At 34.2% G+C, this 17,584-nt stretch carries 14 protein-coding genes; 10 read left to right on the top strand and 4 right to left on the bottom strand.

The window, feature by feature from the left end:
- Nucleotides 1-2: 2 nt before the first annotated feature.
- Nucleotides 3-1,139, bottom strand: a complete 1,137-nt coding sequence (locus Q0912_RS15265; protein WP_299116680.1) for a VWA domain-containing protein — start codon at nt 1,137-1,139, stop codon at nt 3-5.
- Between the two features lie 123 nt (nt 1,140-1,262).
- On the opposite strand from Q0912_RS15265, the gene Q0912_RS15270 reads away from it, so the two are divergent.
- Entirely contained in the window at nt 1,263-4,481 is a 3,219-nt protein-coding gene (locus tag Q0912_RS15270; RefSeq protein ID WP_299116682.1) for a hypothetical protein, read from the top strand.
- 32 nt (nt 4,482-4,513) lie between these two features.
- On the opposite strand, the gene Q0912_RS15275 is transcribed toward Q0912_RS15270, so the two are convergent.
- A complete protein-coding gene (locus Q0912_RS15275; RefSeq protein WP_299116684.1) occupies nt 4,514-5,191 on the bottom strand; it encodes a Crp/Fnr family transcriptional regulator in 678 nt (225 codons plus the stop codon).
- Nucleotides 5,192-5,300: 109 nt separating this feature from the next.
- Here Q0912_RS15275 and Q0912_RS15280 point away from each other — a divergent pair, with 109 nt between their 5' ends.
- The 9 genes from Q0912_RS15280 to Q0912_RS15320 all read left to right on the top strand — a co-directional run bounded on the left by Q0912_RS15280 (nt 5,301) and on the right by Q0912_RS15320 (nt 15,109).
- Complete coding sequence (locus tag Q0912_RS15280; protein WP_299116686.1) at nt 5,301-7,676, top strand: heavy metal translocating P-type ATPase metal-binding domain-containing protein; 2,376 nt, start codon at nt 5,301-5,303, stop codon at nt 7,674-7,676.
- 74 nt (nt 7,677-7,750) lie between these two features.
- Entirely contained in the window at nt 7,751-7,936 is a 186-nt protein-coding gene (gene ccoS / locus Q0912_RS15285) for a cbb3-type cytochrome oxidase assembly protein CcoS (protein ID WP_299116687.1), read from the top strand.
- Nucleotides 7,937-7,946: 10 nt separating this feature from the next.
- Nucleotides 7,947-10,139, top strand: coding sequence for a cytochrome-c oxidase, cbb3-type subunit I (gene ccoN, locus Q0912_RS15290; protein ID WP_299116688.1), 2,193 nt, complete (start codon nt 7,947-7,949; stop codon nt 10,137-10,139).
- A gap of 7 nt (nt 10,140-10,146) precedes the next feature.
- Nucleotides 10,147-10,332 (top strand): CcoQ/FixQ family Cbb3-type cytochrome c oxidase assembly chaperone, encoded by a 186-nt coding sequence (locus Q0912_RS15295; RefSeq protein ID WP_299116690.1) that lies wholly within the window; start codon nt 10,147-10,149, stop codon nt 10,330-10,332.
- Nucleotides 10,329-11,300, top strand: a complete 972-nt coding sequence (locus Q0912_RS15300) for a cbb3-type cytochrome c oxidase N-terminal domain-containing protein (protein ID WP_299116692.1) — start codon at nt 10,329-10,331, stop codon at nt 11,298-11,300. Before Q0912_RS15295 ends, Q0912_RS15300 begins: the two co-directional genes overlap by 4 nt.
- Nucleotides 11,301-11,318: 18 nt before the next feature.
- A complete protein-coding gene (gene ccoG / locus Q0912_RS15305; protein WP_299116694.1) occupies nt 11,319-12,743 on the top strand; it encodes a cytochrome c oxidase accessory protein CcoG in 1,425 nt (474 codons plus the stop codon).
- Nucleotides 12,744-12,774: 31 nt separating this feature from the next.
- Entirely contained in the window at nt 12,775-13,221 is a 447-nt protein-coding gene (locus Q0912_RS15310; protein ID WP_299116696.1) for a FixH family protein, read from the top strand.
- Nucleotides 13,222-13,224: 3 nt separating this feature from the next.
- Nucleotides 13,225-13,926: a sulfite exporter TauE/SafE family protein gene (locus tag Q0912_RS15315; protein ID WP_299116698.1), complete on the top strand. Its 702-nt coding sequence runs from the start codon at nt 13,225-13,227 to the stop codon at nt 13,924-13,926.
- Nucleotides 13,927-13,936: 10 nt separating this feature from the next.
- Nucleotides 13,937-15,109 (top strand): aminotransferase class V-fold PLP-dependent enzyme, encoded by a 1,173-nt coding sequence (locus tag Q0912_RS15320; RefSeq protein ID WP_366125138.1) that lies wholly within the window; start codon nt 13,937-13,939, stop codon nt 15,107-15,109.
- 215 nt (nt 15,110-15,324) lie between these two features.
- Here Q0912_RS15320 and Q0912_RS15325 read toward each other — a convergent pair whose 3' ends face one another.
- Together Q0912_RS15325 and hemN are read right to left on the bottom strand one after the other, a co-directional pair.
- Complete coding sequence (locus tag Q0912_RS15325; RefSeq protein ID WP_299116700.1) at nt 15,325-16,158, bottom strand: universal stress protein; 834 nt, start codon at nt 16,156-16,158, stop codon at nt 15,325-15,327.
- A gap of 11 nt (nt 16,159-16,169) precedes the next feature.
- Complete coding sequence (hemN, locus tag Q0912_RS15330) at nt 16,170-17,534, bottom strand: oxygen-independent coproporphyrinogen III oxidase (protein WP_299116702.1); 1,365 nt, start codon at nt 17,532-17,534, stop codon at nt 16,170-16,172.
- Nucleotides 17,535-17,584: the final 50 nt, after the last annotated feature.

Here is a 17,584-nt window from a genome sequence, read left to right on the forward strand (position 1 = left end):
TTCTATCCTTTAATTCTTCTTTTTCTATTGTTCTCGTAATCTTCAAAAATCATTTCGCCTAAACCTTTTAATCCTGTATAGAATGCTTTACCTCTATTGGCCTGCGTAAATTCTCTAATAAATCGCATTAAGTAAGGGTCTTCTGCAATCATAAAAGTTGTTATAGGAATATGCAAGCGTCTTGCTTGTTGAGCCATAGCATAACACTTATTTGTGATATATGGATCTAGTCCATTACTATTTTTATAATACTGACCATCTGGTAATCGCAAACAACTTGGTTTACCATCTGTAATCATAAATATTTGCTTGTTTGTATTACGTTTTCGACGAAGCATATCCATAGCTAACTGTAACCCAGCAACGGTATTGGTGTGATAAGGTCCAACTTTTAAATATGGTAAATCTTTAATTTTAATAGGCCATGCATCGTTACCAAATACTAAAATATCTAAGGTATCCTTTGGATATCGTGTTGTAATTAATTCAGATAAGGCCATAGCTACTTTCTTAGCTGGAGTAATTCGATCTTCACCATATAGAATCATGCTATGACTTATATCGATCATTAATACCGTACTCATTTGGCTTTTGTGAAGCGTCTCTTCTACAACCAAATCATCTTCGGTTAAACTGAAGTCGCCTATACCATGATTTATTTGAGCATTGCGTAAACTTTCAGTCATTGAGACTTTGTCTAATGCATCCCCAAACTGATAAGCTCTAAAATCACCTGTATGCTCATCTCCTAAACCTACTCCTTTACTTTTGTGATTACCAGAACCACTGCGTTTTATTTTACCAAAAATATGATCTAAAGCTTGCTGACGTATAGCACGTTCAGTTTTGGCAGTAATTGTAGTTTTCCCTTTACCATCACCACTACCCGTAGGGTCAATTTCTTCTCGTATATAGCCTTTATTTTTAAGATCTTCTATAAAGTCATCAATCGTATACTCTGGTGTAGTCAACTCATATTCTTTGTCGAGTTGCTTTAACCAATCAATGGCTTCATCAAAATCTCCAGAGGTATAAGTAATTAATTCTTTAAAGATTTCAAATAACTTATCAAAAGGGGATTGATGAGGTACTTCATGGGTTTTAAAAATGAAACCTAATTTTTTTCTTTTCTCTTCCATCGTTATGTAAAAATAATGCTTTTTTGAATTAAAAAACAGGCTTTAAAATACCTTAACACCACATTAAGATTTGTAAAATTTCTTTTCATTAATTTTAAGCTTTTCTGAACTAACCCTAAAATAATGAGAAGATATCTATCTCTGCTATTGCTTTTCTGCATAGCAACACTTTCTGCACAAGAATTTTCTATGGACATGGTAAAAAATATGTCGCCAAGAAATATCGGTCCAGGTGGTATGTCTGGTCGTGTCACTGCTATTGATGTTGTTCTTAATAATCCAGATATTATGTATGTAGGTACAGCTTCTGGAGGACTTTGGAAATCGACTTCTGGTGGTATAAAATGGGAACCAATTTTTGAAAAAGAATTAACAGCCTCAATTGGAGCCGTAGAAATTCAGCAGTCTAATCCTAGCGTTATTTGGGTTGGTACTGGCGAGGGTAATCCCAGAAACTCATTAAATGGAGGCTATGGTATTTATAAATCACTTGATGGCGGTAAAACATGGATGGCTATGGGTCTTGAAAAAACAAGGCACATCCATAGAATCATCGTTGACCCAACAAATCCTGATGTAGTTTATGTAGGTGCTATTGGTTCGCCTTGGGGAGAACATCCGGAGCGTGGAGTATTCAAAACCACAGATGGTGGGAAAACATGGAATAAGATCTTATTCGTAAATAACAAAACAGGAGTTGCTGATTTAGTAATGGACCCTACAAATCCAAACAAAATAATTGCTGCAATGTGGGAGCATAAGCGCGATCCCTGGTTCTTTAATTCTGGTGGAGAAGGTTCTGGTTTACACATGACTCATGATGGTGGAAACACATGGAAAAAAGTCACAGACGAAGATGGTTTTCCAAAAGGTAATCTTGGTCGTATTGGTATTGCTGTTGCTCCAAACAAGCCAAGTATTGTTTACGCTTTAGTTGAAGCCCAAAAGAATGCTTTATATAAAAGTGAAGATGGTGGCTTTAAATGGACAAAAATTAATGATAAAAACGACATAGGCAATCGCCCATTCTATTATTCAGAAATTTATGTGGATCCACAAAACGAAAACAGAGTATATTCCATTTATACTTATGTCAATGTTTCTGAGGATGGTGGCAAAAACTTCACACAGCTCATGCCTGCATATGGAGTGAGCAATGGAGTACATCCAGATCATCATGCCTGGTGGATTCATCCAGATAATGGTAATTTTATGATAGATGGCAATGATGGAGGCATGAACATCACTAAAGATGGTGGCAAAACATGGCGTTTTATTGGTAACCTACCTGTAGCACAATTCTATCATATTAATGTCGATAATGAATATCCATACAACGTCTATGGCGGTATGCAAGATAACGGCTCTTGGAGAGGACCAGCTTATGTATGGCGCGCACAGGGAATTAGAAATAGTTACTGGCAAGAGATTAGTTTTGGAGATGGTTTTGATGTTGTCCCGGATCGCGATGATTCTCGCTATGGGTGGTCCATGAGTCAACAAGGTTATGTAAGTCGTTATGATTGGCAAACAGGTAATAATTATGGTGTTAGACCTACACATCCCAATCCAGATGTAAGGTTGCGATTTAATTGGAATTCTGCCATAAACATTGATCCTTTTGATAATAGTACGATATACTTCGGTAGCCAGTTTGTGCATAAATCTACAGATAAAGGTGAAACCTGGAAAGTTATATCACCAGATTTATCAACCAACGATCCTGAAAAACAAAAACAATCTGAAAGTGGTGGTTTAACCATGGATACTACAGGAGCCGAAAATCACTGTACTGTTTTGGTTATTGAACCTTCACCACTCGAAAAAGATATGCTTTGGGCTGGCACTGATGATGGTCGTGTGCATTACACTACTGATGGTGGGAATACCTGGGTAGAAGTCACTAAAAATATTCTTGGATTACCTGGAGGCAGTTGGATAGCACAAATCAAAGCATCTAATAAAAAGAAAGGTGAAGCGCTTTTAATAGCAAACGATTATAGACGCTTTAACTATACTCCTTATGCATATAGAACCAAAAACTATGGTAAAACCTGGGAGCGTATTGTAGACGAACGCGATGTACAAAGTTATACTTTAGCCATTGTAGAAGATTTAGTAGAAGCAAACTTAATATTCTTAGGCACTGATGACGGTTTATACATTTCACTTAATGCCGGAGAAAAATGGACTAAATGGACAGAAGGCTTCCCAACAACATCTGTAAAGGATTTAGTTATTCAACCTAGAGAGCACGATTTAGTAATTGGCACATTTGGAAGAGCTGCCTGGGTTTTAGATGATATACGACCTTTAAGAGCTATGGCTAAAAATCCATCAGTAATGAATTCAAATATCGAATTATTTAATCCACCAACCGCTTATCAAGCTGCATATCAACAAGCCACAGGAAGTCGTTTTGGAGGAGATGCATTGTATAATGGTGAAAATCGTGGTTATGGCGCACATTTCGCATATGTATTTAATAAAAAAGAATTGGAAAAATCCGACGTGAAATCTGATTCAAAAAAAGGTGATAAGACTGTTAGTGATAAAAAAGGAAATATAGAAAAAGACAGTGTAAAATGGGATTCATTAACTTTAAAACTATACGATGGTAATCGTTTAATAAGAACTCTAAAACAAAAAGCCCCAAAAGAAAATGGCATCCATAAATGGACTTGGTTTATGAATGAAGTTGGTATAAGCAGACCATCAAGAACGATTACAAAGCAAACCAGAGAGCCCGCTGGTGTATCAGTAAAACCAGGCATTTACAGAGCTATTTTATATTATGGTGACTTAACATCGGAAACTACAATAAAGGTAGCTTCAGATCCAAGACTAAATATATCACAAAAAAACATAGATGAAGTATATGCTACTGCTAAACAACTTGAGGAACTACAAAAAACCGTTACAAATGCCGTAAAGCAATTAGTTGAGAGTAAAGGCATAGCTGAAACTTATAAAAAAGAACTGTCAAAACTCGACAAAGAACAATACAAAGACCAGATTGAAGCGTCTAAAGAAACTGTAAAAGCTTTAGATAGTTTAATAGACAAATACTTAGGGAAAGTTGATAAACGTCAAGGAATTACCAGAAATCCAGAAGTGACCCCTTTACAGCGTTTAAGAACAGCTCAGAATTATGTATTTAACAGTCAAACAGGTATCACCTCAACTGAGACGATATTAATTGAACATGCTAAAAATGCTCTAGCTGAGCTTTTAGGTGAAACAAATACTTATTTTAATACGGAATGGAAAGACTATGAAACTCAAATGAAGCAAGTTAAAACCAATCCTTTTAAGGAAATAAAAACTTTTAGAATAGATTAAACAAAAAACGCTCTGAGATTCAGAGCGTTTTTTTATTCTATCCACTTAAGACTAGTATAATCTTCTATCTTTATTCGCTTACCTGAAGTAGAGATTAGACCTTGCTTTTTAAACTGTGAGAGTATTCTAATAGCAGACTCAGTAGCAGTACCTACAATACTCGCATAATCCTCACGAGATAATACAATACTTAGATACCCTTCATCATCAGTCCCAAAATTATCATGTATATACATAAGGATTTCTGCCATTCTGCATTTTACAGACTTCTGCGCCATATTAACTAAAGACTCATCCGATTCCTTTAAATCATGAGCCATTTCTCGCAATACATCCATGGTGAATTTCGGGTTTTTTGATAAATCATTCATTATTTCACTCTTAGGAATAAAACACATTTCCATATCATTAAGAGCAACAGCACTTAAATTGGTCTTTTGTTCAGAAACCAAAGAGCGTTTTCCTAAAAGTCCACCTTTAACAACTAATTTAACGACTTGATCTTTTCCATTTTCACTTAACTTAGTGAGTTTGCAGACACCATCTCTTACACAATAAACTCCATTTAGCGTTTCACCTTCTTCAAAAATCACCTGCCCCTTTTTATAAATTTTTCCTGTTTTACAGGCAGAAACACGCATTAACTCATCTCTGGTTAAAGATTTTAAAGCGTTAAATTCTTTAATAATACACGATTCACATTTACCCATTTTTATTGTTTTTAGCCGTATCTCAAAGATACGAAGAACATGACAAATATCATATTTTAAACGTTAATGTTGTGTCACCTTTGTTACAGGTATAAATGAGCAAATAAAAATGGAAAGCACTACTTGTTTTCATTGTGGTGATGATTGTGGAAATCATACAATTACATTTCAAAATAAATCATTTTGTTGTAATGGCTGTAAAACTGTTTTCGAGATTTTTAACGAAAATGATTTAACCTGTTATTACGATTTACAAAATTCCCCTGGAGCTATTCCAAAAGAAATTGAAGGTAAATATGATTTTCTTTCACAAGAAAACATCATTGAAAAACTTACGGAGTTTAGAAGTGAATCTATTGAGATTGCAACGCTTTATATTCCACATATTCATTGTAGCTCTTGTATTTGGATATTAGAAAATCTCAATAAATTAAACCCTAATATTTCTGATTCTCAAGTCAACTTCGGAAAAAAAACTGTTAGAGTTACCTATAATTCTGAAAAAACAGATTTGAAATCTGTTGTTCTATTATTGAGTTCTATTGGCTATGAACCTTACATCAGTTTAAATGATTTTAAATCTGGCAAAAAACATATCAACAGAACTTTGATTTACAAACTTGGAGTTGCTGGCTTTGGATTCGGAAACATTATGTTTCTATCATTTCCAGAGTACTTTGAAGTCAACGAATATTGGTTAGAACAATACAAACCCATGTTTCGTTGGTTAATGTTTGCACTATCTGTTCCTATAGTTTTCTATTCGGCTCAAGATTATTTTATTTCGGCATTTAAAGGTTTAAAAGCAAAACTCCTCAATATTGATGTGCCTATTGCATTGGGTGTATCAGTATTATTTATTCGAAGTACAATAGAAATCATGTTCGACTTAGGTTCAGGTTTTTTTGATAGCCTTGCTGGTTTGGTATTCTTTCTTCTAGTTGGAAAGTTCTTTCAGAAAAAAACCTATGACTTTTTATCCTTTGAGCGCGATTATAAATCCTACTTTCCTATAGCCATAACTAAAGTTGAAAAAGATGGCAATGAAAATTCCATTCAGGTCTATGACATTAAAAAGGGTGATCGTTTACTGATTAGAAATGAGGAATTAATTCCTGTTGATGGTATCTTAATAAACGGTAAAGCCAAAATAGATTACAGCTTTGTAACAGGTGAGTCCCAAACCGTTTCAAAACAATCTGGAGACAAACTCTTTGCTGGTGGCAAACAAACTGCTGGTATTATTGAACTTGAAGCACTTAAATCTGTTGAGCAAAGCTACCTCACACAACTGTGGAGTAATGACGTTTTCAACAAAGACAAAGAAGATGGCTTTATAAACATTACAAATAATATTAGCAAACACTTTACAATTACCATTTTAACTATAGCCATAATTGCTACATCCTTTTGGCTGTTTACAGATTCTAGTAAAGCCATGAATGTATTTACAGCAGTATTAATTATTGCATGCCCTTGTGCTATTGCCTTATCTGCACCATTTACATTTGGCAACTTATTACGAATCTTTGGAAAACTAAAATTCTATTTAAAAAATGCCAGTGTTATAGAACAATTAGCACAAATCAACACCATTATTTTTGATAAAACAGGCACTATAACTTCAAATAAAAGTAGTAATGCTGAATATGATGGTCAATCATTATCCGAGTCTGAAAATTTAGTCCTTAAAAATTCGCTTCGTGGATCAAATCACCCTTTAAGTAGAACGCTATATAATATACTAGAAGAAAACAATATTGTTACATTAGATGGTTTTAAGGAACATATTGGAAAAGGAATTGAAGCCAAACACAATAATATAAATCTCAAAATTGGTTCGGCAAGTTTTGTTGGCAAACCTGAAGAAACTTCGATTTTGAATACTACTGTACATATTAGTAGTAATGAAGTTTACAAAGGAAGATATACATTTTATAATAGTTACAGAAAAGGGGTCTCAAAATTATTTAACCAACTCAAAAAGCAATTTGATTTAGTGATACTTTCAGGTGATAATGAAGGTGAGCTCGAAAATTTAAGGAAACTACTTCCTGCTAAAACCAAATTAATTTTTAACCAAAAACCCGAAGATAAATTAGAGTTTATCAAATACCATCAATCCGAAGGTGCAAAAGTACTTATGATCGGTGATGGTTTAAACGATGCTGGAGCATTAGCACAAAGTGAAGTTGGTATTGCTATTTCTGAAGATGTTAATGTTTTCTCACCTGCTTGCGATGCCATTTTAGATGCTTTAAAATTTAAAGAACTCTATCAATACATTAAGGCTTCTAAAGCTGGTATAAAAATCATTAAATGGAGTTTTATGCTCTCATTTATATATAATATCATCGGCTTATATTTTGCAGTCACAGGTCAATTAGCACCAGTAATCGCAGCTATTTTAATGCCTTTAAGTTCTATTAGCATTGTAGTATTTACAACTGTGTGTACTAATATTTTAGGTCGAAAATTAAAATAAATAATTCAACATGATAAATGTCATGTTTTAACAACAAGTTCAGCACTAATTTTGAATCATAACTTCAAATAGGTATGAGTGTTATATATATTTTATTAACTGTTAGCGTCATTGTTGGCGTAGCATTCTTTTTCATTTTTATAGCGGCAGTAAAGTCTGGTCAGTATGATGATAACTATACTCCTTCAGTACGCATGCTATTTGAAGATGAGCTTGTAAAATCAAAAACTAAGAAATCAACAGATACAAAAACTGACTAATTTTTTTAATATGGAAATGCAACAATTCTATTACGATAATAAAATCGTTAAAAAATTCCTCTACGCAACCATACTTTGGGGCGTTGTTGGTATGCTGGTAGGCCTCATTCTTGCTTTTATGTTTTTATTCCCAAACATGACAGATGGTATATCATGGCTAAGCTTTGGTCGTTTAAGACCGTTACACACTAATGCTGTTATTTTTGCCTTTGTAGGTAATGCCATTTTCGCAGGAGTCTACTACTCACTTCAACGCTTGTTAAAAGCCAGAATGTTTAGTGATTTCTTAAGTAATTTTAACTTTTGGGCATGGCAACTCATTATTGTTGGTGCTGCAATTACTTTACCTTTAGGTTATACCACTTCTAAAGAATATGCAGAGCTAGAATGGCCTTTTGATATCGCTATTGCACTTGTTTGGGTTGCCTTTGGTGTTAATATGATTGCCACAATTCTTAAACGTCGTCAACGACACCTATATGTGGCTATTTGGTTTTACCTAGCCACTTTTGTTACTGTTGCAGTACTTCATATTTTTAATAGTTTAGAATTACCTGTCAGTGGCTTAAAGAGTTACTCTGTTTATGCTGGTGTACAAGATGCTCTGGTACAATGGTGGTATGGACATAATGCTGTTGCATTTTTTCTAACAACTCCTTTCCTAGGATTGATGTATTACTTTGTACCAAAAGCAGCAAATAGACCTGTATATTCTTATCGATTATCCATTGTTCACTTTTGGTCATTAATATTTATATATATCTGGGCAGGACCTCACCATTTATTATATACCGCTTTACCAGAATGGGCGCAGCATTTAGGTGTTGCCTTTTCTGTAATGTTAATTGCTCCATCCTGGGGAGGTATGATTAATGGGTTACTAACGTTAAGAGGAGCGTGGGATAAAGTACGTACAGATCCAGTGCTCAAATTTATGGTTGTTGCAATTACTGGCTATGGTATGGCAACATTTGAAGGACCAATGCTTTCGCTTAAAAACGTAAATGCTATTGCACATTTTACCGACTGGATTATTGCACACGTACACGTAGGTGCATTGGCATGGAATGGTTTCTTAGCCTTTGGTATGATTTACTGGTTAATCCCCAGACTCTTTAAAACAAAGTTACATTCTACAGGATTGGCCAACGTACATTTCTGGATAGGCACTTTGGGTATAATACTATATGCGTTACCGATGTATGTAGCTGGTTTTGCACAAGCTAGTATGTGGAAACAATTTAATCCAGATGGTACTCTGGTATACGGTAATTTCTTAGAAACTGTGACCGAAATAATGCCAATGTACTGGATGCGAGCCATTGGCGGAACATTATATATCACTGGTATGTTAATCTTAGTCTATAATGTTATAATGACTGTTGTGCTATCTAAACATAAAGTAACAGATGAATTGGCTGAAGCGCCAGCTTTACAACGTGTTTCTAAAAGACGTGTGGCAGGAGAAGGTTGGCATACTTGGTTAGAGCGTAAACCCGTAATGCTAACCATATATGCTACAGTGGCGATTTTAATTGGTGGTATTGTACAAATTATACCAACAATAGTTGTAAAATCTAATATACCGACTATTAGTAGTGTACAACCTTACACACCTCTAGAACTAGAAGGTAGAGATATTTATATTAGAGAAGGTTGTGTTGGTTGCCACTCTCAGATGATTCGTCCATTTAGAAGTGAAGTAGAACGTTATGGAGAATACTCTAAGGCGGGAGAATTTGTTTACGACCATCCATTCCTTTGGGGAAGTAAACGTACAGGACCTGACTTGCACAGGGTTGGTGGTAAATATTCCGACAACTGGCACTTAAATCATATGTACGATCCACAAAGCACATCCAGTGGTTCTATTATGCCAGCTTATCAATGGTTGGTAAGAAATGAGTTAGACAAGTCCATGACCGAAAAGAAAATGGAAACCATGGTAAGTTTAGGTGTACCATATACCCAAGAGGATATAGCCAATGCTCAAGCCTCAATGTTAGAGCAAGGCACGCAGATTGAAAAGAACCTTTATACTGATCCAGACTTTGTTAAAACCTATGAAGCCGATAAACAAGTAGCTGGCGAAGATTTCGTAGAGATGAGAAATCGGGAAATTGTAGCGTTGATTGCTTACTTACAGCGCTTAGGAACCGATATAAAAGTAAAGGATATAACTAACGAAACTGCTCAAAACTAAGAACGTCATGCTAAAATTTGTAAAAAATCACATGGAAAGTATTACAGGTATAGAAATCTATCCTATGATATCGCTCCTTATATTCTTTATCTTCTTTGTAATACTATTTTATTGGGTATTTACAGCAAAAAAAGAATATATAACAACCGTTAGTAATTTACCATTAGATAATCAAAACGATACTACATTATGAGACACTTAATCCCATCATACATAAGAGTTCCTCTGGTATTTTTTGCCATTGCTGCACTCGTGGAATACTTTATAGATTCTGGTGAGCAACCTGCATTTATGGAACAGCCAATAGTCTTATTATTCTTATTATTAGTATTACTTATACTTATTGCTATTGAGGCTATTATAAGTTCTATGGATAATATCTTATATCAGAGTTTAGATGAAGAAGGTAGAGCTCGTATAGATGCCAAAAAAAATAGCCCTTCTAAATTAGGCCTTTGGATTAAAGATATTTACACCAAGCTTTTAGGATCTAAACCTATTGAAGAAGAAGGAGAAATTATTTTAGACCATAACTACGATGGTATAAAAGAGTTAGATAATAACTTACCGCCATGGTGGGTTTACAGCTTCTACCTCACTATTATCTTTGGTGTAATTTATATGATTCGCTATCACGTATTTAACGCAGATGATCAGTTCGCAGAATATGAAATTGAATATGCAGAGGCTAACAGAGCCATTGAAGAATACAAAAAAACAGCAAAGAATTTAGTCGATATTAATACTGTTGAGGTATTAACCGAAGCTGGTGATTTAAATGCTGGTAAGAAAATATTTGAAGTTAACTGTGTGGCTTGTCATAAAGCTGATGGTGGAGGAGGCATTGGACCAAACCTTACCGACGAATACTGGATCTTGGGTGGTGGTATTAAAAATGTATTTAAAACCATCTCTGAAGGTGGTCGTGATGGTAAAGGAATGGTGTCCTGGAAATCTGAATTAAAACCTCTTGAAATGGCTCAGGTTGCAAGTTATGTTCTTCAATTCCAAGGTACAACACCTGCCGAACCAAAAGCAGCAGAAGGTGACATCTGGGTTGATGAATCAGTCGAAACAAATAAAGACGAATCAGAAACAGAAACTACAACTGAAGATGATACAGAAGTTGAAGATTTAAATTCAGTGGCTTCAAATAATTAACAGATAAGTAGCCTTAAAATGGAAACACCAGAAAATGAAGTTTTTAGAGATTCGATTGGTACCATCAACGAAGAGGGTAAACGTAATTGGATATTTCCTAAAAAGCCTTCAGGTTATTTCTATGAAAAGCGAAAAATAGTAAGCTATTTTTTACTGGCTTTCCTATTTGCTGCACCTTTTATGAAGATTAACGGTAATCAGTTTTTACTGTTTAACGTTACTGAGCGTCGTTTTAATATTTTTGGATTTCCGTTTTGGCCTCAAGATTTTCATCTATTTGTTATTTCAATGATAATTGGTGTCGTATTTATTACACTATTTACCGTTGGCTTTGGTCGTATTTTTTGCGGTTGGATTTGTCCGCAAACCATTTTTATGGAAATGGTATTTAGACGTATTGAGTATTGGATTGATGGAGATCGAAACAAACAAATGCGTCTGACCAGACAAAAATGGGATGCAGAAAAGATTAGGAAGCGGCTATTTAAATGGTTCATTTTTTTAATCGTTTCTTTTTTAATCGCTAATGTCTTCTTAGCTTATTTAATTGGTAGTGATAAACTTTTAAAATATATAACAGACGGTCCATTTGAGCATATGGGCACATTGATTCCTCTACTCATTTTTACTGGAGTCTTCTATTTTGTCTTTGCATGGTTTAGAGAACAAGTTTGTATTATCGCATGTCCTTATGGACGATTACAAGGTGTACTATTAGACAATAAATCTATCGTAGTTGCTTACGACCACAAGCGTGGTGAAGGAGAAAGTGGTAGAAAAAAGTTTAGAAAAAATGAAGACAGAACGGCTCTTGGTCATGGAGATTGTATAGATTGTTTTCAGTGTGTACATGTCTGCCCAACTGGGATAGATATAAGAAACGGTACACAATTAGAATGTGTAAACTGTACAGCATGTATCGATGAATGCGACACTATCATGGAAAAGATTAATCTTCCCAAAGGATTAATCAGATACGCGAGTGAAGATAATATAGAGAAAAAAGCACCTTTTAAGCTTACAGCTCGTATGAAAGGATATATAGCAGTCCTAGTCATTTTAATTGGTATTCTGGGAGGAATGCTCGCTTTAAGAAACGATGTAGAAGCCGTAGTATTAAGGTTACCTGGTCAACTATATGAACATAAAGACAATGACATTATAAGCAATGTTTTTACCTACAAACTCGTAAATAAAACCACAGAGCATATAGATAACATTAGTTTTAGGCTAAGAGGTCTTGATGGGAAAATTAAATTGGTATCAACATCAGACACGTTTAAAATAGAAGCCCAAGATATAGCTGAAGGCACTATGTTTATAGAATTAAAACAAAGTGATCTTTCTGGTGATAAAAACAAATTGAGAATAGATGTTTATAGTGAGGAAGAGTTGATTGAAACTACAACAGTTAGCTTTCTTGGGCCTCGAAGCTATAATTAAAATAATATGTTTAACTAAAGGAAGTTGAATTATGAAAATAAGTTGGGGAACGGCCATAGTAATAGCATTTACATGCTTTATAGCATTTATAATGTATTTTGTTATTAGCATGAGTACAGATAAAAAATACAACCATGATTTGGTTGTTGAAGACTATTATCAGCAGGAACTAAAATTTCAAAAAGATATTGATAAAGAAGAAAATTCAAAAGCCCTTAGAGTTGATATTTCCTGGCAGAAAACTCATGAAGGTATAGTAATTAAATTTCCTGAAAATTTAAATATAAAAAACATTGAAGGCATAGTGTTCCTTTACAGGCCATCTAATAAACATCTAGATTTTGAAATACCAATTTCATTATCTAATCACAATTTGCTCATACCTGACAAACGTTTACTAGATGGTCGCTGGAACCTTAAAATTGATTGGACATACAACAAAAACGCATACCTTTTTAAAGAAGAAATCGTGTATTAAAAAATGTTGATCTCTGCATTCATATTAGGCTTATTAGGAAGTTTACACTGTGTTGGTATGTGTGGTCCTATAGCTTTTATGCTACCTGTAGATCGCTCTAACTCTTTTAAGAAAATAAGTCAAATTTCTGTTTATCACTTCGGTCGATTATTTGCTTATAGCTTAATAGGTTTAGTGTTTGGTTTGGTTGGTAAAAGCCTCTATATTTTTGGTATACAACAGCAGTTATCTATAGCCATTGGTGTTCTTATGATCGTATTAGTGCTCATACCATACAAAACTCTGGGTAGGTATAATTTGTCTCAACCTTTAAATAAAGTCATATCAAAAGTAAAGTCTAACTTAGGACAGGCTTTAAAAAAGAAAACAGTAGACACCTTTTTAACCATTGGCTTTTTAAATGGATTTCTACCTTGTGGTTTGGTATATATGGCTGTTTTTGGAGCCATAGCAACAGGAAGCTTACTAGAAGGAAGTTTTTATATGGTATTATTTGGTCTGGGAACAATACCATTAATGACTTCAGCAATATATTTAGGTAAGTTTCTTAATCAAACCATAAAACAACGTATTCAAAAAGCAATCCCTGTTTTTGTAGTGATAATTGGAATTTTATTTATTCTTCGTGGTCTAGGGTTAGGAATTCCTTACCTCTCACCTGCTCCGGTTATTGAAATGGCTTCTAGTGCTATTGACTGTCATTAAAGTATCTAAAATGAATAAAACTTATAAACTACAGCTCTCTAAAGAAGAAATGAAGCAGTATGGATATCAAGTAATAGATACCATTGTAGAACATTTTAATACTGAAAACACTAAGCATCCTGTAGCATATGCTTCAAGAGAAGAAATGGATGATCTTTTTAAAATTGAGGCACCTAAAAAAGCAGCAAACTATAAAGATGTATTAGATTTTGTGACCAACAAAGTGCTACCTAATAGTAATATCGTAACACATCCTAAATCATATTCTTTTGTACCTGGCCCAAGTAATTATGTAAGTGTTATGGCCGATACTCTTGCAACAGGATTTAATATCTTTTCTGGTGGTTGGACAGCTTCACCTGCCGCTGCTGAGTTAGAAATTGTTACCATGAATTGGTTATTAAAGCTATTTAAGTTCCCTCCTATAAAAGGGGGAGGCATCTTTACAAGTGGTGGTTCTATGGCTAACTTAACTGCTTTAGCAACTGCAAGAAGACAAGTATGTGGTGATGATTTTTCAAAAGCCATAATATATCTTTCTGACCAAGCACACTCCTCTAATATTAAAGCTATAAGAGTTCTTGGTTTTAAAAAAGAACAAGTTAGGATTATACCAACGGATATAGCATATAAAATAGCTATAAATAAATTAAAAAATGCCATTGCAAAAGACAGGTTAGAAGGGTTTCATCCTTTTTGTATTATTGCTACTGCCGGAACAACCAATACGGGAAGTATAGACGCCTTAAATGATATTGCAAAAATATGTAGAGCTGAGAAACTTTGGTTTCATATTGATGGTGCCTATGGTGCTGCTGCGATATTATCTAAAAAAGGGAGTCAGCTTTTAAAAGGTATTGAAAAAGCAGATTCTTTAACTATAGATCCTCATAAATGGTTATTTCAACCATACGAAATGGGTTGCTTATTGGTTAGAAATCATAAGTGGTTACATCAAACTTTTACAGAAAAGCCAGAGTACTTAAGAGATATTGAAGGTAATACTTCTGAAATCAATTTTTACGACCACGGTATTCAACTTACACGCCGCTTTAGAGCTTTGAAGCTCTATATGTCAATAAAAACCTTTGGGTTATCTGCTTTTAAAAAAGCAATTACCTACTCCATAGATTTAGCTGAAGATGTGGAAAATTTATTATTTTGCAAAATCAAGTTGTTTTAAGAATGTGTCTAATCAACCCAAGAACAAGCATCAATGATATAGAAGACACCTTAAAAGCTTGTCAACTTATTGCAGAAAAAATTGATCTTTAGTTCATTAATATTGCACAATTTTATTTTTTGAATTAAAATTATAACCAGAAAAAAACACCAAAGAATTCTATCTCTGGTGTTTTACTTGATATTAAAAATCACTAACCAACTAAATATCAAGAATTATATTTTAAAGGTCATAACTGGCAATGTAGAATGATTTGCTATATCCTCAGAGATACTGCCTTCTAAAAAATGTGCCAAGCCTTTTCTGCCATGTGTAGCTACAGCTATAACGTCTGCTCCAATAGCATTAGCATAGTTTAAGATGCCTTTTTCTACAGAATAGTCTGAGACAATACTGACTTTTCTTAAATTTTCTAAATCGCCATCTGCTTTCTTTAAAAAATCAGAAACTTTTTTATCTATTTCTGTAGAGCTTTTAAAATTACCATCTGGTGAGTTTACATAAACCAAATGCATTTTTACACCAAGTTTATTAAATGTTAGTTTTGCTTTGAGATATGGTGCAACAGCATCATCAGAAAAGTCGCTTGCAAATACACCGTTTTCAAATTCTATTAAAATAGGATTGTGCTTTATGACTAAAACAGGTATATCAGAATGTCTCACTACCTTTTCGGTATTAGAGCCTATCAAAACTTCCTTAATTCCACTGGTTCCATGTGAACCCATAACGATAAGATTAGCATCGTGCTCATTAACTACATCATTGACTTCACTCCATACTTTAAAATGTTTTATTATTGGAGTTATCTCAACACCTTCTAAATAAGGCTTATCTAAAAACGCTTCAAATTTTTTCTCAGCCAGCTTTAAATAAAAGACTGCTTCTTCATTTAGTGAGTCATTGCCTGCCGAAATAATAGCATTAGATAATTCTAACATGTGTAAAACAATCAATTTAGAATTGTGTTTTTTAGCAATACTTGCTGCTGCTTCCAAAGCATATTCAGAATGCTCTGAAAAGTCTATAGGGACAATAATTTTTTTCATAATCTTAGGTTTTAAATAGTCATAGAAAATAACTGAGTATCTGGCTTTTTACGCTGTAGTAACAAATCAAAAGCCATACAAATATTTCTAATAAAAGGTTTTCCTTTTTCTGTTACGGTCATTTGCTTTTCTTCAAACTCAATTAAGTCGTCTTGTTCAAATTCTTTAAGTTTTACAAGAACATCAGGTAATTCCTTAAATAGCATTTCAGCATCTAACCAAGAGGTCTTAAAATGACACATTAAATTGAGAATATGCTTTCTAATGATAAGGTCTTCAGCATTTAAAATATGTCCTCTGTAAACAGGTATAATACTATTATCAACTAAATGATAGTATTCTTCTATAGATTTTACATTTTGAGCAAACCCATACCAGCTATCGCTAATTGAGGATACGCCTAAGCCAATCATGGCCTGAGTTTTAGATGCCGTATATCCCATAAAATTACGATGCAGAGTTTGAGTTTTCATTGCATTGTAAAGCGAATCTCTTTTTAGCGCAAAATGATCCATTCCTATCTCTTGGTAACCAACTTGTTCTAATAAGAACTTTCCTGTTTCATACTGTTGACGCTTAGATGTGCCACTTGGTAAATCTTCATCTTTAAAACCACGTTGACCATTCCCTTTTATCCAAGGTACATGTGCATAACTATAAAAAGCGATGCGATCTGGCATCAGGGTTTCAGTCTTTGTTATGGTTTCCATAACATCTGCTTCAGTCTGAAATGGTAATCCAAAAATAATATCATGGCCAACAGAAGTATATCCTATTTGCCTTGCTAATTCTGTAACACGTTTTACGTTTTCAAAAGGTTGAACACGATGAATGGCCTTCTGAACTTTTAAGTTATAATCCTGAACTCCAAAACTTACACGTCTAAACCCTAAATTGTATAAGGCTCTAAGGTGTGATTCTGTTGTATTGTTTGGATGACCTTCAAAACTAAACTCATAACTATCTGCTAGATCAGAAACCTTTAGCAATTCAGAAATCAGGAACTCTAAATTTTGTGATGAGAAAAATGTAGGAGTACCTCCACCAAGGTGCAGCTCTTTAATTTTTGGTTTCCCATCCAAAAGTTCTCTGTACAAACTCCACTCTTTTAAAAGTGCCTTAATATAAGGGGATTCTACTTCGTGTCGTTTTGTAATACGTTTATGACAACCACAAAACGTGCATAAACTTTCGCAAAACGGTAAATGCAAATACAAACTCAATCCTTCAGTACTATTAGTAGCCTGGAATGATTTTTTCAAGGACATTTTCCATTGTTGCAACGAAAATGTATTAATATCCCAATAAGGAACTGTAGGATAACTGGTATACCTTGGACCTGCAACATTGTATTTATTGACTAAAGATTGACACATATGCATTAACTTCTATATTCAAAATTAAATCTACATGTGATCAAAAAACA

It is taken from the genome of uncultured Winogradskyella sp. (assembly GCF_947498345.1).
GTDB lineage: Bacteria > Bacteroidota > Bacteroidia > Flavobacteriales > Flavobacteriaceae > Winogradskyella.